The 22,317-nt window shown below is 63.1% G+C and carries 24 protein-coding genes; all 24 read right to left on the bottom strand.

From position 1 onward, the window contains the following. Positions 1–23 precede the first annotated feature (23 nt). Positions 24–413: a hypothetical protein gene (locus JYP46_RS07995; RefSeq protein ID WP_113152895.1), complete on the bottom strand. Its 390-nt coding sequence runs from the start codon at positions 411–413 to the stop codon at positions 24–26. 2 nt (positions 414–415) lie between these two features. Continuing rightward, positions 416–1,162: a flagellar biosynthetic protein FliR gene (gene fliR / locus JYP46_RS07990; RefSeq protein ID WP_113152894.1), complete on the bottom strand. Its 747-nt coding sequence runs from the start codon at positions 1,160–1,162 to the stop codon at positions 416–418. A gap of 72 nt (positions 1,163–1,234) precedes the next feature. Beyond that, the gene (gene flhA / locus JYP46_RS07985) at positions 1,235–3,322 is read right to left on the bottom strand and encodes a flagellar biosynthesis protein FlhA (RefSeq protein ID WP_206547793.1); all 2,088 of its coding nucleotides are present in this window, start codon (positions 3,320–3,322) and stop codon (positions 1,235–1,237) included. A gap of 114 nt (positions 3,323–3,436) precedes the next feature. Beyond that, positions 3,437–3,703 carry a flagellar biosynthesis protein FliQ gene (gene fliQ, locus JYP46_RS07980; RefSeq protein WP_007008607.1) on the bottom strand — a complete coding sequence of 89 codons (267 nt, stop codon included), beginning with the start codon at positions 3,701–3,703 and terminating at the stop codon, positions 3,437–3,439. A 3-nt stretch (positions 3,704–3,706) separates the two neighbouring features. Further along, the gene (gene flgD / locus JYP46_RS07975; RefSeq protein ID WP_206544156.1) at positions 3,707–4,111 is read right to left on the bottom strand and encodes a flagellar hook assembly protein FlgD; all 405 of its coding nucleotides are present in this window, start codon (positions 4,109–4,111) and stop codon (positions 3,707–3,709) included. A gap of 3 nt (positions 4,112–4,114) precedes the next feature. Next, positions 4,115–4,552: a flagellar biosynthesis repressor FlbT gene (gene flbT, locus JYP46_RS07970; protein ID WP_113152891.1), complete on the bottom strand. Its 438-nt coding sequence runs from the start codon at positions 4,550–4,552 to the stop codon at positions 4,115–4,117. Beyond that, the gene (gene flaF / locus JYP46_RS07965) at positions 4,549–4,899 is read right to left on the bottom strand and encodes a flagellar biosynthesis regulator FlaF (RefSeq protein ID WP_113152890.1); all 351 of its coding nucleotides are present in this window, start codon (positions 4,897–4,899) and stop codon (positions 4,549–4,551) included. Before flaF ends, flbT begins: the two co-directional genes overlap by 4 nt. A gap of 32 nt (positions 4,900–4,931) precedes the next feature. Further along, positions 4,932–5,981 (bottom strand): flagellar hook-associated family protein, encoded by a 1,050-nt coding sequence (locus tag JYP46_RS07960; RefSeq protein ID WP_206547792.1) that lies wholly within the window; start codon positions 5,979–5,981, stop codon positions 4,932–4,934. 11 nt (positions 5,982–5,992) lie between these two features. After that, positions 5,993–7,453 carry a flagellar hook-associated protein FlgK gene (gene flgK / locus JYP46_RS07955; RefSeq protein ID WP_113152888.1) on the bottom strand — a complete coding sequence of 487 codons (1,461 nt, stop codon included), beginning with the start codon at positions 7,451–7,453 and terminating at the stop codon, positions 5,993–5,995. A gap of 37 nt (positions 7,454–7,490) precedes the next feature. Continuing rightward, positions 7,491–8,747, bottom strand: a complete 1,257-nt coding sequence (locus JYP46_RS07950) for a flagellar hook protein FlgE (RefSeq protein WP_206544152.1) — start codon at positions 8,745–8,747, stop codon at positions 7,491–7,493. Positions 8,748–8,846: 99 nt separating this feature from the next. Beyond that, positions 8,847–9,521 carry a response regulator transcription factor gene (locus tag JYP46_RS07945; protein WP_113152886.1) on the bottom strand — a complete coding sequence of 225 codons (675 nt, stop codon included), beginning with the start codon at positions 9,519–9,521 and terminating at the stop codon, positions 8,847–8,849. Positions 9,522–9,660: 139 nt separating this feature from the next. Further along, positions 9,661–10,215, bottom strand: coding sequence for a lytic transglycosylase domain-containing protein (locus JYP46_RS07940; RefSeq protein ID WP_206547791.1), 555 nt, complete (start codon positions 10,213–10,215; stop codon positions 9,661–9,663). Then, positions 10,187–11,482, bottom strand: a complete 1,296-nt coding sequence (fliK, locus tag JYP46_RS07935; protein WP_206547790.1) for a flagellar hook-length control protein FliK — start codon at positions 11,480–11,482, stop codon at positions 10,187–10,189. The genes JYP46_RS07940 and fliK overlap by 29 nt, the downstream gene beginning before the upstream one ends. After that, on the bottom strand, positions 11,479–12,822 hold the full coding sequence (locus JYP46_RS07930; RefSeq protein WP_206547789.1) for a chemotaxis protein: 1,344 nt from the start codon (positions 12,820–12,822) through the stop codon (positions 11,479–11,481). The genes fliK and JYP46_RS07930 overlap by 4 nt, the downstream gene beginning before the upstream one ends. Then, positions 12,819–14,153, bottom strand: coding sequence for a MotB family protein (locus tag JYP46_RS07925; RefSeq protein WP_206547788.1), 1,335 nt, complete (start codon positions 14,151–14,153; stop codon positions 12,819–12,821). Before JYP46_RS07925 ends, JYP46_RS07930 begins: the two co-directional genes overlap by 4 nt. Continuing rightward, positions 14,150–14,806 (bottom strand): FliH/SctL family protein, encoded by a 657-nt coding sequence (locus JYP46_RS07920; protein ID WP_206547787.1) that lies wholly within the window; start codon positions 14,804–14,806, stop codon positions 14,150–14,152. Before JYP46_RS07920 ends, JYP46_RS07925 begins: the two co-directional genes overlap by 4 nt. Beyond that, positions 14,806–16,446: a flagellar basal-body MS-ring/collar protein FliF gene (gene fliF, locus JYP46_RS07915; RefSeq protein WP_206547786.1), complete on the bottom strand. Its 1,641-nt coding sequence runs from the start codon at positions 16,444–16,446 to the stop codon at positions 14,806–14,808. The genes JYP46_RS07920 and fliF overlap by 1 nt, the downstream gene beginning before the upstream one ends. A 119-nt stretch (positions 16,447–16,565) precedes the next feature. Next, positions 16,566–17,435 carry a flagellin N-terminal helical domain-containing protein gene (locus JYP46_RS07910; RefSeq protein ID WP_206544147.1) on the bottom strand — a complete coding sequence of 290 codons (870 nt, stop codon included), beginning with the start codon at positions 17,433–17,435 and terminating at the stop codon, positions 16,566–16,568. A gap of 204 nt (positions 17,436–17,639) precedes the next feature. Then, positions 17,640–18,509, bottom strand: a complete 870-nt coding sequence (locus JYP46_RS07905; RefSeq protein WP_206544146.1) for a flagellin N-terminal helical domain-containing protein — start codon at positions 18,507–18,509, stop codon at positions 17,640–17,642. A 238-nt stretch (positions 18,510–18,747) separates the two neighbouring features. Continuing rightward, on the bottom strand, positions 18,748–19,485 hold the full coding sequence (fliP, locus tag JYP46_RS07900) for a flagellar type III secretion system pore protein FliP (RefSeq protein WP_206547785.1): 738 nt from the start codon (positions 19,483–19,485) through the stop codon (positions 18,748–18,750). After that, the gene (locus JYP46_RS07895) at positions 19,482–19,982 is read right to left on the bottom strand and encodes a flagellar basal body-associated FliL family protein (protein ID WP_206547784.1); all 501 of its coding nucleotides are present in this window, start codon (positions 19,980–19,982) and stop codon (positions 19,482–19,484) included. Before JYP46_RS07895 ends, fliP begins: the two co-directional genes overlap by 4 nt. A gap of 24 nt (positions 19,983–20,006) precedes the next feature. Next, a complete protein-coding gene (gene flgH / locus JYP46_RS07890) occupies positions 20,007–20,711 on the bottom strand; it encodes a flagellar basal body L-ring protein FlgH (RefSeq protein ID WP_113152875.1) in 705 nt (234 codons plus the stop codon). Then, a complete protein-coding gene (locus tag JYP46_RS07885; protein ID WP_206547783.1) occupies positions 20,708–21,220 on the bottom strand; it encodes a MotE family protein in 513 nt (170 codons plus the stop codon). The genes flgH and JYP46_RS07885 overlap by 4 nt, the downstream gene beginning before the upstream one ends. Positions 21,221–21,229: 9 nt before the next feature. Beyond that, positions 21,230–22,306, bottom strand: a complete 1,077-nt coding sequence (locus JYP46_RS07880) for a flagellar basal body P-ring protein FlgI (protein WP_244974854.1) — start codon at positions 22,304–22,306, stop codon at positions 21,230–21,232. Positions 22,307–22,317: the final 11 nt, after the last annotated feature.

Here is a 22,317-nt window from a genome sequence, read left to right as displayed (position 1 = left end):
CCCAGATCAAGCTTGTGGGAGGCTTAAGCCTCGTTTGACCTGCGGCGCTCGATGAATTCGAGACGTTCCTTGTCGGCGGCGCTGCGCTCTTCGAGGTCGGTGGCTTCGCGATAGGCGCGCGCCAGCGCGTTGCCGCGCGCATCCGCCTGCATGATGTTGCCGACCTCTTGTCGGGCGCGTGCGGCGCTGGCCTGCCTGCGCTCCATCGCACTGGCCACCCGGCGGTGATAGAGTTCCGGGAAGAGGTTGGTCATGTCCGTGCCGGTGTCGAGCGTGTCGGTGATGGCCTTTGCCTCTTCCTCGGCGGCAATCGCTTGCGCCAGATGGGTCGCGTGCTGGGCCTGATGGTAGTCCTTCAGGCGCTGCATCACGAGAACCAGTTTCTGGAGGCGTTTTTGTCGTGGCGTCGCCATGGCTAGCGCCCCTCGAAAATCGGGAAGAAGCCCTCGGCAAACAGGCCGAGCAGCGAGGGAATGGCGAAATAAAGCAGGATCAGGCCGCCCGCGATCACGAAGGGCAGGGAGATGAAGTAGATCGGGATCTGCGGCGTGAGCTTGTTGATGAAGCCGATGCCCAGATTGACCAGAATGGCGTAGGCGAGAAACGGGCTGCCAAGCCGGATCATCACGTAGAAGGCGTCGGAGAGCGTGTCGGTGATGTCGGTCAGGGCCGACTGCGGATCGAACAGGCTTTCGATCGGCGCGAGCTGATAGGACACGACGAGCGCGCGGATGATCTCGTGGTGGAAGTCCAGAACGAAAAGCAGCATCAGCGCCGACAGCGAGATGAGCGCGGTAAGCGGCGGCTGCGGTTCGGCTTCTTCGATTGCGGTGCCGCCGGCAGCCATGCCGAAACCGGCGAACATCGCCATGGATGTGCCGATGAATTGCAGCGACAGGACATAAAGCCGGGCGATGAGCCCGATCAGCGCGCCAATGGCGAGTTCCGAAGCGATGAGCAGGAAAAGTGGTCCGGGCTCACTCGACACATGCGGCGTGATGAGGTCCCACAGATGCGCGAGCATGGCAAGTGTGGCGGCAACGGCCACGAACAGCCGCACCTGCATGGGAACGCGCACGCTGGAAAGGCCCGGCATGAACAGGAAACAGCCGCCGATGCGGCAGAACGCCAGAAAGGCTGCAAGGAGCGGCGTTTCAAGCATCGCGTCAGCCCGTGGCAGGAATGACCCGGCGGTGGACGCCGGGTCTGCATGAAGGAAGGGGCGGACGCCGCATCAGGAGATGGAGCCCAGAACGCTGAGCTCGACGCCCTTGGCCATTTCCACATGGCTGAGCACCGGCAGGGTGGGGAACAGGCGTTCGGTGATCATGCGCACATAGGGGCGGGCTTCCGGCGCAGTGACGAGAACGAAGCGCTCGCCGGCGTCCAGATGCTTGCGGATTGCCTTGCTCGCATCCTGGCCGAACTCTTCGAGCTGGCGCGGGTCGATGTCGAATTCGCGGATCTCGCCCTTGGCGTCGCGCTTGAGCGCCTGGTGGAAGGCCAGATCCCAGCGGCCGCCGAGCCGCAGCACCTTGAGCGTGTTGCCTTCCGTCAGGTCGCCGCAGATCTGCTGCGCCATGCGGATGCGCACATGCTCGACGATCTGCTCGGTGCGGCGGATATGGGGGGCGATTTCGGCAATGGCCTCGATGATGAGGTGCAGGTTGCGGATCGATACGCGCTCGGCAAGGAGCAGTTTCAGCACTGCCTGCAGACCCGGATAGGTGATGTGCGAGGAGCAGATCTCGTCGGCAAGCTTCCGGTATTCCGGATCAAGCCGCTCGATCAGCGCCTTCATGTCCTTGTAGGACAGGAGCTGCGGCAGGTTGTTGCGGATCACTTCGCTCAGATGGGTGAGTAACACCGACATGTTGTCGGCGAACGCATAGCGCTCGCGCTTCAGATCGTCGGCGAACATCTCCGGCACGGAGAAGGCGCGCATGCCGAAGGCGGGTTCCTTGACCTCTTCGCCGGGCATGTCCGGCATCCGGTTGTTGCCGACCAGCACGAGCAACTCGCCTACACGCATCTGATATTCGGTCACCACGGTGCCGTGGATCTTGATGCGGTAGCTCTTTGGCGGGATCGTATAATCATCCGTCAGGCGCACTTCGGGCACCACGAAGCCGTATTGCGCAGCGAATTTCTTGCGCATCTTGCCCATGCGGTAGGCGAGCTCCTGATGCGAGGCGAGAAGCCGCGTGGAGAGCTGCTTGCCGATGAGAAGTTCGATCTCCGCGGTCTTGAGCGAGGATTTGACGGAGTTGCGCTCTTCTTCTTCCTGCGAGAGCTGCTCCTGACGCTGGGCCTCGTCGGCGCTTTCCTGACGCTGACGCGCGCGGCGCGGCAGCGTGTAGCCGATGGCGGCCATGATGACGGCAAGCGTGATGAAGGGAAGGAACGGCAGGCCGGGCACCAGACCGAGAACGGTGAGCAGCATGGCGGCGACGAACAGCGCGCGGGGATAGGCGCTGAGCTGGCCGAACACGGCCTGATCGGCAGAACCGCGCGTACCGCCCTTGGAAACCAGCAGGCCGGCGGCGAGCGAAACGATCAGCGCCGGGATCTGCGAGACGAGACCGTCACCCACCGAAAGCTTGGTGAAGACATCGGCTGCCTCGCCGATGCTCATGTCGTGGCGCGCATAGCCGATGGCGATGCCGCCGACGATGTTGATGGCGGTGATGATGAGGCCGGCAATGGCGTCGCCGCGCACGAATTTGGATGCACCGTCCATGGCGCCGAAGAAGGAGCTTTCCTCTTCGAGTTCTGCGCGTCGGCGCTGGGCTTCCTTGTCGTCGATGGTGCCGGCGGAGAGGTCGGCGTCGATGGACATCTGCTTGCCGGGAATGGCGTCCAGCGTGAAGCGTGCGCCCACCTCTGCGATACGGGTCGAGCCTTTGGTGATGACGACGAAGTTCACCACGACAAGGATCGTGAAGACGATGAGGCCGATCACGAAATCGCCGCTCATCACCATGCGCGAGAAGCCGCCGATGACATAGCCGGCTGCATTCGCGCCCTCGTGGCCTTCCGACAGGATAACGCGGGTTGTCGCGATGTTGAGCGACAGGCGCAGCATGGTTGCGATGAGCAGGATCGTGGGGAAGGAGGAGAAGTCCAGCGGCCGCTGGATCCACAGCGCCACCATGAGGATGAGAACCGAAAGAGCGATGGAAAAGGCCAGGCCGACGTCGATCAGGAATGGCGGGATGGGCAGGAAGAGCACCGCCAGAATGATGACGACGCCGATTGCGAAGCCGATGTCGCGGCCGTGCTTTCGGGTCTCTGCGCCTGTGATTGCTTCGCTTAACGCCATGCCGGTCTTCCCACTCGATGGAAGGCGTTCGCACGCCTTTGCGCCGAAGCTAGCGTCTCAAGCTTGCGCGAAAGAGGAGCGTGGGAGGATTGCCGGCTGTAATTAAGGCTGGGTCTAGAACCCGCCCTCGATGCGCTGGAAGATGACGTTGCTGAAGCCGGAGATCTGCGAGGCGACGAAAGGTGCGGAAAACGCCACCGCAACGAGGATCGCAACGATCTTGGGCACGAAGGTGAGGGTGATTTCCTGCACCTGTGTCAGGGCCTGCACAAGCGCAATGCCGACGCCGACCACCATGGCGACGATGACCGCGGGGCTGGATGCCACCAGAACGGTCCAGATCGCATACTGGACGATATCGAGGGCGTCGGCTTCGTTCATGGCCTAGCGTATCACAACGCCGGGGCCGACGGGGATCTTGTCGCCGCTTTCCAGCACGGCCATCACGCCATCGCTGTAGAGGCGCACTTCGGCAACCGTTCCGGTGATCTCGCCATCGGCGGAGGTGACTTCGCGGCCGACCAGGCTGCCGGCCTGCGCCAGCGCCGAGGCCTGAAGGATCTGGTCGAGCTTGGCATTGGCCTGCACCGACTGCTCCACCTGCGAGAAGCTGGCGAGCTGGGCCACGTAGTCGGTGGACTCCATCGGGCTCGTGGGATCCTGGTTTTTCATCTCGGCCACGAGAAGGCGCAGAAACGACTGGTAGTCGACGGTCTGCGGCGCGTTGGCCTGCCGGGCGGCGCCGGCCTTCTGGGCCTGCTGTGCGCCCGAAGTCGCTTCGACGTTCATGACTTACTCCCCTGCCATTGCAGCCAGCCTGTTGTCCCCGGTGGGCGCGGCAGGCTGTGCGATGATCTCGTCTTCGATTGGATAGAGCGCGCGGATTTCCTTCAGGGCGTCATAGACCTGCCCGTTGGAAACGAGTTCCTCGACATGCTTGAGGCCGGCGCGAATGCGTTCATTGGTGAAGCTGTCGAGCAGGCGCGGCAGAAGCTGATTGAAGAGCCGGCGCGCATCATCGGCGTTTTCCGGCGTGATCAGCATGATCTGCACCGTGAAATAGACCTGGCGCAGCGGCGTGCGCGCATCCTCTGCCTGCAGAACGTGGTTCTCGAGCAGGAACTGGACATTGTTCAGGAATTCGAGCGTCACCTTGCGGTCGGTCTTGATGACCGCGCCGTTGACGTAGATCTTCTCATTCGCCTTCAGGGATATTTTCAGTGTGCTCATTGCTGGATGCCGTCGCGAATGATCTGCGACACCTCTATGAGGCCGTCCAGGTTCTGGGAACGCCCCTGACGGACTTCTTCACCTTCGCGCAGAAGCCATAAGCCGATGGAGATGAGATTGGCTCTCAACTCATTGGGCAGTTCGTTGTCCGGGCTGCCGAGATCGTCGATGAAGGCGGTCCAGACGCGCATCATGAAGTGAATGGCCTCGACAGCCTCCTGCGAGTTCAGGCCCTTCTCGCGCGCCCTCTGAAGAAGCTCGATCGATCGGCTCAGAACCTGCTCCTCCCTGTCCCGGGCGTCGGCAAGCGAGTCTGTCTGAACTTCGCTGTAGGAAAACTGGTACATGTGCTTCCCGTTCGTTTGGTTCCGGCTGTCGGTTAACGCAGATAGTTGAGCAGGCTGAGCTGCTGCAGGCGGGCGGTCAGTGCATAGGATGCGTCAAGCTGAGCGCGCAGGTCGTTGACCCGTGTCGCGGCTTCATAAGGGTCGATGCCCTCGCTGTCCTTGATGAGTGTCTTGAAGAGATCCACCTGCGCGGAAACCCGCGCGCTGGCGTCTGACACGCGGTTCTCCACGACGCCGGCATGCGCCTGCGCATTGGCGATGTCGGCAATGGCCTCGCCGACCATGGTGAGTGATCTTTCGTAGAGTACGTTGCGGGCTTCTTCGCCAAGCGGTCCGTTGAGGAGGTCGGAGATGGTGGCGGCTGCCATGGCGAGCTTGCGGATGCCGTTCTCATTGGCTGTCAGCGAGGTCTCGGCCATCTCGTTCATGGCGATGCGGCTCGTGATCTTCTGGTTCGATGCGCTGGACCAGTTGGTTTCCCAGCCCGCGCCGGTGAACTGCGGCTCCACATAATTGGTGATGAAGTCGTCCATGTCGGCCGCGCTGATGGTGGCGGCTGCCGGATCGTCGCGCGTGAAGCCGAACTTGGCCATGAAGGCGGCGTCGAAGGTGGTCTTTGCCGGCGAGCCTGCATCGTGGAAATCGGTCAGTGGCTTCACATCGGTGTTGATGCCCGCGAACAGATATTCGCCGTTCAGATTGGTGTTGAGCACACCGGTCAGCGTTTTGAGAACACGCTCCGCCTCGGCCTGCGAAACGGCGACCTGATCGATGTCGGATTTTGCTGCGGTCAGCGAGACGAGCAGGCTCTGGCCCATGTCGCCGATCTGCGACATGGCGTTCTGCGTTGCCGAAAGCCGGTTGGCGGCGAGCGCGTTTGCGTCGATCAGGCCTTTCAGCCGGTCGATGTTGCGGTCCATGGAGAGATTGCGGCCGGCATGCGCGCCAAGGGCGATGCCAACATCGGAGTGACGGCCGGTCTGCGACTCCTTCAGGCTCTCGGCCAGCTCCGACTGCATGCGCATCGTCTGATAGCGCAGCGTCTGCGACATGGCGAGCGATGAGATGAAGGAGGTTTTCATGTGCTCTCTCTCTACCGGGTGGCCTGCATCAGGGTTTTGAGCATTTCGTCGATCACCGAGATGAGACGCGCGGACGCTTCGTAGGCGTTTTCAAGGTCCAGCAGCAGCGCCATCTCATTGTCGACATTGACGCCGGTTGCATTGGATAAGGCCGTCGCCGAGCGCACGGCGAGCGCCTGTTTGCCTTCAGCTCCGCTCGCCGCCTGCTTGCGGGTGGCTTCCAGCCAGCTCACGGAATCGAACGAGAAGGCCGTGACGCTGCGGGTCGTATCGAGCCCGGCCAGCGGGTCGAAGGTCATCGGCTCGTCGAGGCGCTGGGAATAGCTGAGGAGCAGATCCGAATAGGATGCAGCACCCGTGGTGTTGTGCAGATAGACCGCGCCATTCGCGCCGCCGTCGCGCAAGAGCGACGGGTCGCCGCCGGCATTCTTGTCGAAGGCGGCATTGACGCGGATTGCGCCCGCCAGGCCGTCGATCAGTGTGCCAGCCGGCGGAATGCCGGGGCCGCCTGCCCAGTTGAAGAGACCGGCCATGTCCGGCTGTATGCCGCTCGGATCGGTTTCGGCGAAGGCGGTGATGAGGCCGCGCGCGACTTCGTCGAGCTGGCGCTGCATCTGAAGGGCGGTCTGGTCGCGCAGCTGCAGGGCTGCCGCGATTGAGCCCTTGGCGTCGGTGTTGCCGCCGCTGCCCGGCACCAGCGGAACACCGTCCACATAGACCGCATTGCCGGTCGTGCCGGGGCCATAGGCCGTGTTCGGTGTGAAGGTGACGGGACGCGGGACCGTCTCGAACATCGTCGCGCCGTCTGCGGTGACGATGACCATGTCGTTGGCCGCACGCGTCGTGGTGGAAATCGCCACATATTCGGAGATTTTCTTCAGGAGCGCGTCGCGGCGGTCCAGCGCGTCGGAGATGTCGCGGCCCGCGCGGGTGCCGTTGACGATCTCGGTGTTGACCGTTTCGAACTCGCCCAGAAGGTAATTGAGGTCGTCGACCGCCGTGACGATGTCGCGGTCGGCGTCGGCGCGGAATGTCTGGACGCTATTGGCGCCGTCATTCAGCGAGCGCACGACCTGATGCGCGGCCTGTACCGCGCTTTCGGCGAGCGTGGCGTTGGAAGGCGTTGCCGCGTAGAGCTGCATCGCCTCCTGCAATTTGCTGATGGCGGTGGCCGGCGCATTGGCGTCGTCCACGCCATTGACCGTCAGGCGCATCGTGTCGAGCCCGCCGGACATGGCTTTCTGCCCCTGCCATGCGGAGATGGCAAAGAGGTTCTGCCGGAACAGGACCTCGTCGGCTGCCCGCCGGATCTGGGCGATGCGCGCGCCGGGGACCATGCTGGTCAACAGCGCGCTGCGATGTGCGTAATCGGGGTTGCTGGCTTCTGAAACGTTGCGTGAGACGACGGATGTCCGGCGCGAGGTGTTGAAGAGCGCGGTCTGTGCGATGCTAAGTGCGGATGTCAGTGACATTTATATTCTTCCACTTCCCCGTTCCAGAAATCGACGCTTATCGCTTCAGGTTGACCAGCAGTTCCATCAGCTCCGAGCCGGTCTGGAACGACTTGGAGTTGGCGGTGTAGTTGCGCTGCGCCTCGATCATGTCGGTAAGCTCCTGGGCGATGTCGACATTGGAGCTTTCGACCGCGCCGGCGACGACCTTGCCGAGATTGCCCGAACCGGAGAAGCCGAGCTGTACGCCGCCCGAATCCGCGCTTTCGGAGAACACGTTGCCGGTGATCACGTTGAGCTGGTCGGGGCTCTGCACATTGGCGAGCGGGATGCGGTAGAGAGCGCGCATGGAGCCGTCCGCATACTGCGCGAAGATGGTGCCGTCTTCGGCGATCTCCACGCTGTCGATGGCGTAAGGCGCGCTGCCGTCGACTTCGCCGGTCACCGAGAAGCCGGTGTCGAGCTGGGTCATGTCGGACAGGTCGATGGTCAGCGCATCGCCGCCGGGCACCGTCAGCGAAATGTCGGTCGGGCTGCCGCCGGCCAGCTTGCCGTTTGTCGGATCAAAGGTGAGCGTGGTCGTTGCAAGCGGCGGATTGGCGTAGGGGAACGACGTGTTGGGCGCTGCATCCGCCCGGTCGTAGACCGTCATCTCCCAGGTGTCGGGGCCGGTCTTGGTCATGTAGACGTCGAGCAGCTGCTTGCCGCCGAGATTGTCATAGGCGACCAGCGAGCTCTTGTGGGTGTACTGCGCCGTCGCGGCGTTGGCGGAGGGGAGATCGGCTGCTGCAACCGCAGTCGAGCTTGCCGGCAGGTTGGCTGCGAGCTTGCCGTTGCGCGAGGGCGTTGCGACGAGTTCCGACTGGGCGATGGTGACTGCTTCAAGGCCGGCATAGCCGTTTGCGGTGACTGCGGGCGTGCCGTTGGCGTAGCTGTAGCCCATGAGCTTGTAACCGGCGGCGTTGACCAGTTCGCCCTGGGCATTTGGAACGAAGGAGCCGGCGCGGGTCAGGAAGGGCTGTCCGTTGGTGCCCTGAACGACGAAGAAGCCGCCGCCCTCAATGGCGAGGTCGGTGCCCGACGTCGTGTACTGAAGCGGACCGGACTTGGAAATCTCGTAGCGGATCGACGTGGTGACGCCGCCCGAATTGTAGGACCCGCCGGACGATGGCAGGACGAGCGAGGAGAATTCAGCCTTCGCGCGCTTGTACCCATTGGTGCTGGAATTGGCGATGTTGTCGGCAACGGTGGACAACCGGTTGGATTGTGCCGCCATGCCGGAAACGCCGGTACGCATCATGCCGTAAAGGCCCATCGGAAGTCTCCTCGTAGTCTACGCCGATTGCAATCACGGTAGGGGATGTGACTTGCGTGAAACTGGTGGTGGCGCGTTTTGAGGAAGAAAACTGGCGGATTATCCGTCCGCCAGCCTGTAACCGAGGTACCGCTTGGAATCGATGGGATCGAAGCCGAGCTTCTGGCGCAGTTTCTTGCGCAGCTTGCTGATGTGGCTTTCCACGACGTTCTCTTCGACGTCTTCGTCGAAAATGCCGTAGATGGCGTTGAAGATCTGGGTCTTGGTCACGCGGCGCGTCGGGTTGCCGGCCAGATATTCCAGAATGCGGCGCTCGCGGCGCGGCAGGGGAAGAGGCTCGCCGGACACTTCCGGGTCGCGCCCGTCGAAATAGATGCGCATGGCGCCGATTTCGGTGAAGGTTGCCGTATCCTGCTGGGCGCGGCGGCGAATGGCCGTGATGCGCGCCAGGATTTCGCGGATGTGAACGGGCTTGCGCACGACATCATCGACGCCCCATTCGAACATGCGCAGCGTGTCATCGAGCGAATTGCGCTCGCTGAGCGCGATCAGCGGTGCTGCCGAACGTTCGCGGATGCGCTGGGCGCGGATGTCGCCTTCGTCGCACTGACCGAGAAGAAAGGCGCTGACGGCCTTCAACTCATCATCTGCAACGGTTTCGACCCATTCGCCGAATTCCTGCGGCGCGAAACCCGCGCTCGCCACCCCTTCTCGATTGAAAAGTGAGTGGTAACCTTCCGTCACCAGCTCACGCTCGTCTATCACCACAATCACCGGCCCGCCCTCCGAATCAACTAATGTGTCAAGTGGTAACTGGTCGGGCGAATCGCGCACAACTATGAATTCTCAGGAGTCAATAATGGGGAGTCCGGAGAGCGGTCCGGCTTCCGGTATCGCTGTTCAGTAGATTCAATTATGGGTTGCAGAAACTGCGTGCCTCTGGCGTCCACGTTCCGAAGCCGGTCGCGACCATGTTTGTGATGACGCGGCAGACATAGCGTTTCTGTGCCGGGTCGTTATTCGGCCCGGCATGATAGCGGGCCACCGCCATTGACCAGGAACCGTGACGCTTCTTCAGCTGAACCAGAAAACGGGCGGCATAATCGACATTCTGGCGGGGGTCGAGCATGGCGTTCAGATTCCTGAATTGATCGCCATGGTAGTGGTGATTGATCTGCATGCAGCCCAGATCGATCAGCTTTCTGCCTTCCCTGCGCGCCTTCTCGAAGGTGCGGATCGCCTCACTGGTGCTACGGGCGAACACGGCCTTGCCTTCGATGTTGAGTGCGTGGGGCTGGAGGCTTCCTTTCACGCCGGTCTCGGTGAGGCCGACGGCGTAAAGAATGCCAGGCGGAACATGGTAGCGTTCGGCGGCGCGCAGGATTTCGCTTTCGCAGGCATTGGTCGCGGCCTGAGCGCCTGCGGTGAGAGCTGCGAGGCTAAATATAAAGGCCGTTATTCGCCGCATCGCCGCCATCCTGCGTCTGCCGTCCCTCACGGCCCGATTGTTCGCGTGAGGAGCGTTCGCCATTGCCTCCGCGCGAAAGGTCGCCATCGTTCTGGCCGTTCATGGACTGGAAACTGCCATCGCGCGTATTGCCGCCCGTGGCGGTGTTGCTCTGGCCTCCGGATGCGGATTGCTGGACGGTCACGCGGTCGATGTCATAGCCGAGCGAGCGCAGCGCCTTGACGATGCTCTCGCTATCGGTGCTGAGGCGATGGCGGGCTTCCGCGTTCTCCACCTGCAGGTCGACGGTGAGCTGATCGGCGACAATGCGCAGACGCGCCGTGACAAGGCCTAGCTCTGCCGGCTGAAGCTGGATCTTCAGGGTCTGGACCATGCGGCCGGCTTCACCCTGCTGCGTGGTTTGCAGATGTGCGGCTTCACCGGCTGCGGCGCGCTGGGTGGCTGCAGCCTGTTCGCTGCTCGCTGCCGGTGCAGGCGCGCGCTGGATCGACACAACGCGGATTTCGGGCTGGGGCTGCTGCTGTTGCTGCGGGCCATCGCGCAACAGCGTCTCGCCGCCGCCGCGCGTCTGGTTTTCGCCTCTGCCGGTCTGGACCGGCTGTTCTTCCGGCGTCCGGGAAACGGCCTTTTCGCCAAGTGCGGCATGGGCCTTTGCGGTTGCGCTGGCGGCTTCCGGCAGGGCGCGGGCGGGCTGGTTTAACGCGGATGCAGGAGCGTAGCGCTCGCGCGCACGGTCGCCTGCCTGTGGCGCGGGCTGTGCGGCGGCTGCCTGCGAAGCGCCTGCCGTCTGTGCTGCTGCGGCGGCATTTGCGGGCAGTTCGGGCTGCGCCGGGGTCGTTCCGCTTTTGCCGGCGGTGTTCGCCTGCTCCCCGGTGGTTTCTGTATCGGCATTCGCCGGGATGGCGGCATGGTCTGCTTTGGCTGGTGTGGCGGCTGCTGGCGGCGCGGCAGGCGTTTCGGTCGCCTGAGCCGGATTGGCCGGAAGGGCAGGGTCGGTAAGGGCAGGGTCGGTCGCGCTGGCGTCGCCCTCTGCAGTCTCGGTTTCCTGCGTGTCCATCTGGTGGGGCAGGGTCCAGCGGATGGGACGCCATGCGCTGTCTTCGCCCGGCGTTTCCTCACCGGGCGCGGATTTGGTTTTCTTGGCCGCGCTTTCCTGCAGGGCTTCTTCAAACCCGGCTTCGTCAGCAGCGCCATTGGCGCGCTTGTTCGGTGCTGAATCGAGTGCCTGTGCGGCAGCGGGCAGTCCGCGACTGATGGCAGCGTTCATTGACCGGTTTCCTTCTCAAGCAGCGCGTCGATGTCATCGAGCTTGCTGCGCATTTCCAGCATGTAAGCGTCGGCGGCTTCGTTGATCGGGTCGCCCGGGAATGCGGCCTCCACAGGCTCCTGCGGCGCGCTCTCCGGCTGCGTCTCCACGAGGTCCGGGATGAGATCGGCGTCGGGAATGATATCCGGCAGAAGCGGGTCGTTCTGCGGCTCCGGTTGTACGGCGACGGGCGCCGCGGCAGGTGTGACGACGGGCACGGCGGCAGGTGCTGGCGTGGGTGCCGGCTCTTCGGACACGGCCGAGGTGTGGCGGGGCTCATCGAGAACCGCCTTGGCGATGGTTTTGGCCGCGTCTAGCAATTCACGGTCGGGGGCCGAGAGGCGTTCTGCATCCAGACCATTCAGCGCGGCGAGCACCTCGTCCACATTGTCGGAGGTAACCGACGCCATGTTTGCGTATAGAATGGCGCGGGGATCGCTCTCACCCTCAGTCGTCTGGCTGTAGGACATGGCCTTCATGGCGGCGAAGGAGAGAAGCCGGTCGTAGCCCTCGATGGCGCTCTTGCGGGCGAGGCGCAGATAGACGATGCGCGCCTGCTCGTCGGACATCTGTGCGGTGACTTCATCGACCATGGTCGGATCCACCGTGTCGTGCAGCTCCACCACGGCGGCCACGAACGTGTCGACGAACTGGGTCGCATAGGGCGAGCGCAGATAGCGCCGGACATATTGCTCGGACGCGCGCGAGAGGCGCTCGGTATCGTTGAGTGCTGCGGCCAGCGGAATGCTGCGGCGCAGGGCTGCTTCCTCGATGAGCGTGCCGGGGCTTAACAGCCTCGCCTGATCCAGCATCTTCACGGCGAACAGGGGATTGTCACGCGCCGTGACCGTTGCGCTGACAAGCGCGACCGACGGACCGACTTCCGGCGGCAGCGTTTTTGGATCGAGCGTCTGCAATGTGGCGCGGGCCGAGGCATAATCGCCAAGCGCGTAGTGCACGATGGCCTGACCGAGTTCGGCCTTCTTGCCCTCAAGCGTGAGCCTGGAGAAAAGCAGTTCGAGCGTCTTCGGATTGCCGCCGCTCAGACCGTAGATAAGCAGCGCCTGGAGGTTTCGCTCGTCTTCGAAATCTTCAGGCGTGGCGTTTCTCATGCGGCCGTCGATGATGCCCAGAAGCTTCTGCTGCATGGGGAGTGCTGCGTGATCGCCATCGGCGATGCGGTCCTGCACGCGCTGGAGCGAACGCACCATCTGATAGGGCTGCATGGCCGCTGCCTGGGCGCTGTTGTCGAGAAACATGCCCGCCACCAGGACAGCGGCCAGTTTCGCAATCACTCTCATTGCGGCACTTCCAGCAGGATTTCGATGCGGCGATTGGCGGCCGCATAGGGGTCTTCGGGCACTTTCAGCTTGCGGTCGGCAAAGCCGGCGACCTGTTCGATGCGCTGCTCGTCGAGACCGCCGCGAACCAGCATGTAATAGGCTGCCTGCGCGCGGGCGCTGGAAAGACGCCAGTTGTCGTAGGTCTCGCTGCGGAAGGGACGCCCATCCGTGTGGCCGCGCACGCTGACATTGCCCGACTGATCGGAGAGGGTCTGGCCGATCTTGTCCATGGCGAGCACGAGATCGCGTTGCGGCACGGCGGAGCCGACCGGGAACATGCCGTTTTCCAGATCGTCGGTGATGGAGACGAGCACACCTTCATCGGTGGCGACGACCGAGATGGAGCCTTCCAGAGGACTGCCGGCAAACTGCTGTGCAAGCTGCTCGCGGATCTGGTCGGCGAGCTTCTGGCCGCGCTCGCCTGGCGTTTCCTCAGGGGCAGCGGTTTCAGCCTCGGCGGTCGCGTCTGCCTGTTGCGCGACGGGCGGCACGGCCTCGACCGGTTCGGCCTCTGCCTTTTCTTCCGGCTTGAGGGGCTGGACGTCTGGAACGGGCGTCAGGGCGATGGCGTTGCCGTCGCCCTCCTTCGGCGCTTCGCGGGCGACGGTCGGAGGCGCATTCTTGCCATTCGTGGGCAGATCGACATCGCTGCCGGCCGCATTCTCGCGCACATCGTCGGGATCGCCCTGAACGCCGATGCCGGGACGGGCAACCTGCTGCGACCAGAAATCGGGCGCAAACGGGTCGCGGTAGGATTCACCACCCGACGCGCCCGATGACGGGCCTGCATTCTGCGCGCCGCCTTCGCCCTTGGTCGACACGTTCTGCATGGTGTCGGTGTTCGACGCGATCTCGGCCAGAACGGCATAGGGATCGGAGAAAAGGTTTTCGTCGGAGAGTTCGCGCGTGTCGGAGGTGCCGACGGCGCTTTCAAAGCTCATCGGGCCGGAGGTCTGGTCGTGATCCTGCGAGGGTGCGCCGGGCGCATCGACCTCGACATCCTCCGGTGCGGGATCAGCCGGATCGCCGTCCAGACTTTCCAGACCCTTGCTGTTGGTGCTCTGGTCGATCAGCTTTACGGGATTGAAATAGCTGGCAAGCGCGGTCTTGGTGTCGTCATCCGTAGCGTTGATGAGCCACATGACCAGGAAGAAGCACATCATGGCGGTCATGAAATCCGCAAAAGCGATCTTCCATGCACCGCCATGATGGCCCTCGTCCTCGCCGCCGCCGCCACGGCGAACGATAATGATCTCGGATGCCCGATCCTCGTTCTCGGCCAAACTCATGAGATCAATCCTGCCAGTGTTTCCGACCACTCGGTGAGCCGCGTTTCAAACAGCTCTTCATCGATTGTGACGCTTATGTCGAAGCCCGGCGCTTCGGCGAAATCCACGTGGCTGGCCTTTTCGCCGAGCCCGGTTTTCAGCGCCTCCCAGAGGGCCGGCGAGCCGCTGACGCGAATGCGCAGGGCCTCACGATCATCGATGGCGCTGCGCACGACGCGTTCCAGCTCGGCGATGGAGCGTTTTTGCAGATCCTCGGTGAGAACCGAACCAAGCATGCGCGCGGTTGCCTGCGTGGCGAGCTCGACCACCTGATTTTCCAGAACGGTGAAGTGCTGGGTGATGGTCTGGCCGGCGGCCTCGCCAAGCTGGGCGCGCAGTGCGTCCATCTCGTCGGCATGGCGCTGGCGCTCCTGCTCCATGGCCTCGGCATGTTCACGTGAAAGACGCTCCGCCAGTGCAATCTGTGCGGCCGCGATGAGTTCGTCCGTCTGGGTCTGGAGCGGGCGGACGGGCTCTGCCGCTGCCACCGGCTGCTCGTCCGGCTGGGAGAGCGGGTTGAAACCGTGATCCGCCGCATGGTCGCCGGGAGAAGGCGGCGGCGTTGGCGCGCCGAAATCCGGCAGAACGTCGAACAGCGAGAGGGCGGGGGGCATCAGCTCGCCTCCGCCTCAACGCGCGCCCACTTGCGCAGGATGTGCGCGGTGCGCTCCTCATTGAGGTCGACCATGCGGGCCAGACGCTCCTGCGGTGCGGGACGGATTTTCAGGCGATGGGTGCCATATGTGTCGTCTTCCTCGAACTCGGTCTCGGAGTAGCCGCCATCGGTGAGGCGGGCCTGCTCTTCTTCCGGGTTGGGCAGCGAACGCTGCATCTCTTCATCGGCAGGCCCCTGCGCGATTGCCGGGCGCATCAGGTTTGCGCCGAGCGGCTTCAGGCCGAACCAGGTGACGAGGAAGGCGACCAGAATGAAGGCGGCTGCATTGATGAGCGTGCCGGTGTGCTGGCCGACGGCGTCGATGATGCCGGGTTCGGCGACCGGTACGCCATCCAGACCATCGATGAACTCGACGGAGGAAACGTTGATCACGTCGCCGCGCGTTTCGTTGAAGCCGGTGGCCGAAGCGACGACTTTCTGGATGTCGGCGATGCGCGCATTGATCTGGTCAGGGGTCGCGTTCGGCCCGAGAATGTCCATGATGCGCGCCTGATTGACCACGACGGCGATGGACATCTTGTCGACGCTGTAGCCGTTGCTGGTGGTGGCGATGCGCTTGGTGTTCAGCTCGTAATTGGTGGTTTCCTCGCGGCGCTCGCTCTCCTCGGACGATTTCGGTCCGGCACTTGCGGCGGCCTCGTCTTCGGGCAGGTTCTGGGCGACGGAGGTGGGCTGGATTGCTGTTTCGCGGTTGGCGCTGTCGCTGGAGCGCACCACCTGAACCGAGCGCTCGACGCGGGAATCGGGATCGAAGATGACTTCTTCGATCTGGCGCGCGTCCGTGTTGACGTCGGCCTTCACGCTGGCGCGGAAATTGTCCGGTCCGAGATACGGAGAGAGTGCGCGGCGGATGTTCTTTTCGATCTGGTTTTCCACGGTGCGTTCAACGCCGATAGAGCGCTGTGCGGTGCTGTTTGACAGATCGTCGCCGGAAGCGAGCAGCGTGCCGGTGGAATCGAGAATGGTTACCTTTTCCGCGTCGAGCCCCGGCACGGCAGCGGCCACCAGATAGCGGATCGAGGAGGCGGCGTTGGTGGCGTCGAGGCTGGAGGCGCGGATGACGACGGATGCGGAGGGCTGGCGCTCCTCGGTGCGGAACGTGCCGCGCTCCTGCATGACGATGTGGACGCGGGCGGCCTTGATGCCGGTCAGCGACTGGATGGTGCGGGCGATTTCTCCCTCCAGCGCGCGCACCCGCGTGACCTGCTGCATGAAGGTGGTCAGGCCAAGCGAGCCGACATTGTCAAAAAGTTCGTAACCGGCATTGGTGCTGCTCGGCAGGCCTTTTTCGGCGAGGAGCATGCGCGCCTGCGCGGTCTTGCCGGCGGGAACCAGAACAGCGGTTCCGTCCGACACCACGTCGAAGCCGATACCGGCTTCGCCAAGCACCAGACCGATCTGGTTCACGTCGGACCGGTCGAGCCCGACATAGAGCGTTTCGTAGGCGGGTTTGTTGAGATAGGCCGCGCCCGCGACAACGACGGCCATGACCAGCGCCAGCATGCCGCCCAGAAGGGCGAGCCGGCGGGGGCCGAGGCTTTTCAGGTTAGCGACAACGGTCTGAATCTGCTCAGGCAACGCCCAATGCTCCCATACGAATTCTGATGGGAGAGTAGACGCCGAAGCTTGTGCGAAAATGAAATGGGGCCGTTTCGCGGCCCCATTGGAAAGAATACCGGGATGTGCGGTGCGGTGTCTTACTTGAACAGCGCGAGAATGCTCTGGGCGTTCTGGTTGGCGATCGACAGGGCCTGAATGCCGAGCTGCTGCTGAACCTGAAGGGCCTGCAGGCGCGTGGATTCCTCGTTCATGTCGGCATCGACAAGCTGTCCGACGCCGCGCTCGATGGAATCCATCAGGTTGGAGACGAAGTCTTTCTGCAGGTCGAGACGGGTCTTCGCCGCGCCGAGATCGGCTGCGGCATTGGACATTGCCGACAGGGCGGTTTCGATGTCGGTCAGGTAACCGTCAATCTGGGCGTCCGTGCCGTTGGCGACGATGTCGATCAGCATGATGTCGTCAGCCAGGCCACCGGCGGCGCCGCCGGCAGCGAACAGCTTGACGCTGCCGATGTCGATCTTGATGGTGCCAACGGTGACAGCGCCTGCGGAGGAGCGGTTGTAGGCGGAAACCACTTCCATGTCGCCGGTGTCGTCGGTCGCCAGAATGTTGGTGCCGGCATAGCTTGCGCCCGTGGCGGCGCTCTTGATGTGGTCAAGCAGGATGCTGATTTCGGCCTGGATCTTGCCCTGGTTCTCGGCGCTTGCGCCGCGTGCGGTGACCAGCTTCGACTTGATGGCGTCGACGGCTTCCAGCACGTTGTTCATGGCGGTGTAAGAGGTGTCGACCTTGCCCGCGCCCAGACCGAGTGCGTCCTGCACGGCGGATAACGCCTTGTTGTCGGAGCGCATGGTCGTTGCAATCGACCAGTAGGCGGCGTTGTCGCTCGCCTCGGCGACGCGATAACCGGTGGAAATGCGGCCCTGAACCACGTCCATGGACTTGTTGGTCATTTTCAGGCTCTGCAATGCAACCATTGCAGATGTGTTGGTCATGATGCTGGCCACGTGATCACCCCTTTGTTCAGCCGCCCCCGATCAGCGCCATGCGATGACGCCGGGTATGGTTAACAATAGGTAGGCACACATGGTTAACAGGCTGTTAACGCAGGTTAACTGTTATGGATGAGGCCAATAAAAAACGGGCCGTTCTTGCGAACGGCCCGCGGGTCTTGTGAAAGATACCGGTGCCTGAGCACCGGGATCAATCCATTAGCGGAACAGCGAAAGGATGTTCTGCGAGTTGGAGTTGGCGATCGACAGCGCCTGAATGCCCAGCTGCTGCTGAACCTGCAGGGCCGACAGACGGGCCGACTCTTCGTTCATGTCTGCATCGACCAGCTGGCCAACACCGCGCTCGATGGCGTCGGAGAGTTTGCCAACGAAGTCTTTCTGCAGATCGACGCGCGACTTGGCTGCGCCGAGCTCTGCTGCCTGGTCGGCGAGGGCGGCAAGAGCCGTCTCGACGGTGCCAAGAGCCGTGTCGACTGCCGCGTCGGCAACCTGGCCGCCGGAAGCGTCGAACAGAGCGGTTGCAACAACGTTTGCTGCAGTACCGGCGGTGCCGGCTGCATCGAGCACCAGAACTTCGGCGCCCGTCAGCGTGACTTCGTCGATGGAGACGGTCGTGCCGGTGCGGTTGTAGGAAGCGACGATGTTAACATCGGCGTTGTCCTGGATGATGTTGGAGCCGGCATAGTTGGAGTTGCCGACGACCGACGTGATGTGCTCCTGAAGCGAATTGATTTCGCCCTGGATCTTCTGCTGGTCTTCCTGCGAAGCGCCGCGTGCCGTGACAAGCTTCTGCTTGATCTTGTCGACGGTGTCGATGACTTCGTTGATGCCCGTGTAAGCCGTGTCGACTTTACCGGCGCCGAGACCCAGAGCATCCTGAACGCTGGACAGGGCCTTGTTGTCGGACTTCATCGAAGTCGCGATCGACCAGTAAGCTGCGTTGTCGGCAGCTTCACCAACGCGCAGGCCCGTCGAAATGCGGGACTGGGTGGTGGCCATGTTCTTGGAGATGGTGTTGAGGGTCTGCAGCGCGGTCATTGCCGACGCATTGGTCATAAGACTAGACATGGGATAAACGCCCCTGAAATACAAAATAAACGAGGGACATACCGGGCTGACCGGTTTGACGGAGTGGCATCATGCCCTTGATCCCGTTGCAGGATCTGTCCGCCATGCACGAGCATTTATGGCGGCGATTTCCTACCAAAAGGATAACCGGGAAAGTTAATTTGGAAGAGTCTGGAAAATTTTTGTCGGCTTTTCAGGCAGGGCGGATCACGCCGCCCTGCATTGCCGGATCAAAGCCCTAAACAAATGACCGGACGAGACTGCCCACGAGCAGGTTCCACCCGTCTATCAGCACGAAGAAAAGTATCTTGAACGGCAGCGAGACGACGGTCGGCGGCAGCATCATCATGCCCATCGACATGGTGATGGTTGCGACGATCAGATCGATGACCAGGAATGGCAGAACGATCAGAAAACCGATCTCGAAACCGCGCCGGATTTCAGAGATCATGAAGGCAGGCACCAGCACACGCAGATCGGCGCTTTCGACCGTGACGTCGATGTCGGCATTGCCGCGTTCTGCGGCGAGGTCGGCAAAGAGGGCGAAATCCTTCTCGCGCACATTGTTGACCATGAAGCCACGGAACGGCTCCGTGATGCGCTGCACCGCGTCATGTTCGCTGATCTCGTTGTTCATCAACGGCCGGATGCCGTCCGCCCAGGCCCGGTCGAATGTGGGGGCCATCACGTAGAAGGTCATGAACAGCGAAAGGCTGATCAGGATCAGGTTGGCCGGTGTGGTCGGCAGGCCCATGCCGGCGCGCAGGATCGAGAAGGCAATCACAAAGCGGGTGAAGCTTGTGACCATGATCAGGATGCCGGGCGCGACAGAGAGAACCGTCAACAGGCCGAAAAGCTGGATGATCGTGCCGATGGTCGATCCGTCCGCGCCGGTCAGCGCGCCAAGATCGATGGACTGCGCCGCCGCTGCGGAGGGCGCAAGCACGGCGGCAAGGGTCAGGAATAAACGTTTCATTCGAACAACAGCGCCCTGAAGAGGATCTGCTTGACGGCGCCGTCGCTGCGAACTCTGGCGCGTTCTTCCAGATCGGAGCGCAGATGCTGGAAGCCGCTGGCTGTTTCCACCTGGCGCAGCTTGATCGTGCGCAGATAGGCAAAGAGATCCTGATGGACGGCCTCTGCAATAACCGGGTCGGGTTCGCCCTCGAAGACCAGCGCCATTTCCGCGCGCACCCAGATTTCGCTGGGCTCGGCGAGATTGGTGGTGATTGGCTCGATCGTGTAGACGCCAACGGGACCGGGAACGGCAGCCTGTTCGCTGCCGGCATTGCCGTGCGCTGCGTCTTCACTTTCCGCCGTGCCGCTTTCCTCGATGGCGGTCCTGCTTTCCAGATAGCTGCCGGCGAACCAGGCAGCGCCACCGGCAAGCGCCGACATGACCAGCAGGATGGCCAGCTGGAGGACGAGGGATGGTCCCTTGCTTTCCGGTGGTTGTTGTTCGAGCAGCGCCATGCGTGTTGAGGCTCCAGCGGCGGGTTAGAAGGGAAGCACCTGATCGAGGAACTGCTGGCCGTAGGGCGGCTGCTGAACCTCGCTGATCCGTCCGCGCCCGCCATAGGAGATGCGCGCTTCGGCGATGCGTTCGTAAGAGATCATGTTCTGCGGGTTGATGTCGCTCGGCCGCACGATGCCCTCAATGGTGAGGATGCGCAGTTCCGCGTTGACGCGCACTTCCTGCGTGCCGCGGATGCGCAGATTGCCGTTGGACAGAACCTGCGTGACGACGGCTGCAACGAGCAGGCGGATGTTTTCCGAGCGCTCCGTCTGGCCGCCGCCGGTGGTGGAGGTGCCCGAACCGATCTGGCCTTCGGCTGCTGCCGAAGAACCGGCACCGCCCACCGAATAGGAGCCGGACAGGCCAAGGCTGCGCGAGGCGTCGCGGGAGCGCTCCGACTCATTCTTGAAACGCGCCTTGTCGTTGATCGAGATTTCGACCGTCAGGATGTCGCCCACATTGAGCGCGCGGGCATCGGTGAAGAGCCGGCTCTGCTTGTCGTCCCACAGCGAATAGCGGGTGAGGGCCGGGGCCGGGCGTTTTGGATAATTGTAGGCGGCCATGACTTCCGGGTCGATGGTCGCGCCGACCTGGGTCATGGCCGGTTCCTTGCCGATTTCCTTCATCGACTGCGAGCAGCCGGCGACCAGCGCCAGCGGCAGAATCAGTAGGGGCCGGAACGTCATGACGGGTCCTCCGGCCGCGCGGCGCTGGCGATGATGGTCGTCAGCGTCGCTGCGGACTTGCTGTTCATTTCATTGAGGATGATGCCGGCCGTGCGTGGCTCGAGCTTCATCAGGATGGCGGCGGCGAGTTCGACGCGCACTTCCGCCAGTCGTTCTGCGGCGGCGTCGGGCCGCATGGACGAATAGATCTCGACAATGCCTGCCTCGGCCTGCGCCAGAAAGATGTTGCGGCGCTGGAGCCAGCCTTCGTAGTCGGCCCGCTTCTGCTCAAGAGCCGCGATGCGTTCGTCCACCTCGCCCTTGAGCTTTTCCAGCTCCATGGCCTGAAGGGCGTAACGGCGATCGCGCGCCGCATCGGCGATGTTGGCGCAGAAGCGTTCCACTTCGGCGGGCTTCATGGTGGCGGGATTTTCTGCTGCCAGCGCGTGCAGCGGCGCAAGCTGCGCGGCAAGGAGAACGCCGGCGAAAGCGCCCGTTGCGATTTTCTTCAATGGGTTCCTGCGAGACATGCGGCGCACCTATTGCAGCACGAGTTCGGCCTGCAACGCGCCGGCGGACTTGATGCCCTGAAGAATGGCGATGATGCCATCGGGCTTCACGCCCAGCCGGTTGAGGCCGGAAACGAGGGTTTGCAGGTTGGGGCCGTCCAGCACCGCCACTCTGGCGTCGGGCTGGGTGGCTTCGATTTCGGTGAACGGCTCGACAGCCGTCTGCCCGCGCGAGAAGGGTTCGGGCTGAACCACGCGCGGCGTTTCTGTGATGCGCACGGTGAGCGCGCCATGGCTGATGGCGACGCGGGAGATGCGCACATCATTGCCGATGACCACGGTGCCGCTGCGCTCATCCACCACGACGCGGGCCGGTCCGTCGGATTCGACCATCAGGTTTTCGATCTCGGCGTAGAAACGGGCGTAGGAAACGCCCTTGGGCCGGCGAATGCGGATGGTGCGCGCGTCTTCTTCCTTGGCGAGTTGCGCGCCGAAACGCGGGCCGGTGTAGGAGTTGATGGCGTCGGCAACACGCACGGCGGTCGAGAAATCGGCATTGCGCAGCTGAAGCACCAGCGTTGCGCTGTCGGACATGGAGGCCTCGACCTTGCGCTCGATGATTGCGCCGCTGGGCACGCGTCCGGATGTGGGCACGCCCTGGGTCAGCGTTTCGGCCTGGCCCTGCGCATTGAAGCCGGAAACGATGACGGAGCCCTGCGCCACGGCGTAGATCTCGCCATCGGCAGCGCGCAGCGGCGTCATGACCAGCGTGCCGCCGGCAAGCGATGTGGCGTCGCCCAGCGAAGAGACGTTGACGTCGATGCGTGCGCCCGACTGAACGAAGGGCGGCAGGTTTGCCGTGATGATGACGGCGGCGACGTTCTTGGCGCGCGAGCGCACGCCTTCGGACGCGATGCCGAGATTTTCGAGCATGGCGCGCATGGACTGTTCGGTGAAGGGCGAGTTGCGCAGGCTGTCGCCGCTGCCCTGAAGGCCGATAACCAGACCGTAGCCGACAAGCTGGTTGTCGCGCGCGGCCTGCAAGACGGCGATGTCCTTGATGCGCGAAGCCGCGCCGGCCGGGAGGGCCAGCGTGACGCTCATCATCACTGCGAAAA

The sequence above is a fragment of the Nitratireductor aquimarinus genome, assembly GCF_017255295.1.
GTDB lineage: Bacteria > Pseudomonadota > Alphaproteobacteria > Rhizobiales > Rhizobiaceae > Nitratireductor > Nitratireductor aquimarinus.
Note: the sequence above shows the minus strand (reverse complement) of the source record. Positions and strands in the feature narration are given on the sequence as shown.

What these genes read in the sequence shown, in the direction of transcription:
- JYP46_RS07960 (WP_206547792.1), bottom strand. Translation starts at nt 5,981, where the DNA reads ATGAAAACCTCCTTCATCTCATCGCTCGCCATGTCGCAGACGCTGCGC.
- fliP (WP_206547785.1), bottom strand. Translation starts at nt 19,485, where the DNA reads ATGAAACGTTTATTCCTGACCCTTGCCGCCGTGCTTGCGCCCTCCGCA.
- fliQ (WP_007008607.1), bottom strand. Translation starts at nt 3,703, where the DNA reads ATGAACGAAGCCGACGCCCTCGATATCGTCCAGTATGCGATCTGGACC.
- fliK (WP_206547790.1), bottom strand. Translation starts at nt 11,482, where the DNA reads ATGAACGCTGCCATCAGTCGCGGACTGCCCGCTGCCGCACAGGCACTC.
- JYP46_RS07920 (WP_206547787.1), bottom strand. Translation starts at nt 14,806, where the DNA reads ATGCCCCCCGCCCTCTCGCTGTTCGACGTTCTGCCGGATTTCGGCGCG.
- JYP46_RS07880 (WP_244974854.1), bottom strand. Translation starts at nt 22,306, where the DNA reads ATGATGAGCGTCACGCTGGCCCTCCCGGCCGGCGCGGCTTCGCGCATC.
- JYP46_RS07885 (WP_206547783.1), bottom strand. Translation starts at nt 21,220, where the DNA reads ATGTCTCGCAGGAACCCATTGAAGAAAATCGCAACGGGCGCTTTCGCC.
- JYP46_RS07940 (WP_206547791.1), bottom strand. Translation starts at nt 10,215, where the DNA reads ATGCGGCGAATAACGGCCTTTATATTTAGCCTCGCAGCTCTCACCGCA.
- JYP46_RS07905 (WP_206544146.1), bottom strand. Translation starts at nt 18,509, where the DNA reads ATGTCTAGTCTTATGACCAATGCGTCGGCAATGACCGCGCTGCAGACC.
- flbT (WP_113152891.1), bottom strand. Translation starts at nt 4,552, where the DNA reads ATGAGCACACTGAAAATATCCCTGAAGGCGAATGAGAAGATCTACGTC.
- flgK (WP_113152888.1), bottom strand. Translation starts at nt 7,453, where the DNA reads ATGTCACTGACATCCGCACTTAGCATCGCACAGACCGCGCTCTTCAAC.
- flhA (WP_206547793.1), bottom strand. Translation starts at nt 3,322, where the DNA reads ATGGCGTTAAGCGAAGCAATCACAGGCGCAGAGACCCGAAAGCACGGC.
- fliR (WP_113152894.1), bottom strand. Translation starts at nt 1,162, where the DNA reads ATGCTTGAAACGCCGCTCCTTGCAGCCTTTCTGGCGTTCTGCCGCATC.
- JYP46_RS07930 (WP_206547789.1), bottom strand. Translation starts at nt 12,822, where the DNA reads ATGAGAGTGATTGCGAAACTGGCCGCTGTCCTGGTGGCGGGCATGTTT.
- flgD (WP_206544156.1), bottom strand. Translation starts at nt 4,111, where the DNA reads ATGAACGTCGAAGCGACTTCGGGCGCACAGCAGGCCCAGAAGGCCGGC.
- JYP46_RS07950 (WP_206544152.1), bottom strand. Translation starts at nt 8,747, where the DNA reads ATGGGCCTTTACGGCATGATGCGTACCGGCGTTTCCGGCATGGCGGCA.
- JYP46_RS07925 (WP_206547788.1), bottom strand. Translation starts at nt 14,153, where the DNA reads ATGAGTTTGGCCGAGAACGAGGATCGGGCATCCGAGATCATTATCGTT.
- flaF (WP_113152890.1), bottom strand. Translation starts at nt 4,899, where the DNA reads ATGTACCAGTTTTCCTACAGCGAAGTTCAGACAGACTCGCTTGCCGAC.
- flgH (WP_113152875.1), bottom strand. Translation starts at nt 20,711, where the DNA reads ATGACGTTCCGGCCCCTACTGATTCTGCCGCTGGCGCTGGTCGCCGGC.
- JYP46_RS07895 (WP_206547784.1), bottom strand. Translation starts at nt 19,982, where the DNA reads ATGGCGCTGCTCGAACAACAACCACCGGAAAGCAAGGGACCATCCCTC.
- JYP46_RS07995 (WP_113152895.1), bottom strand. Translation starts at nt 413, where the DNA reads ATGGCGACGCCACGACAAAAACGCCTCCAGAAACTGGTTCTCGTGATG.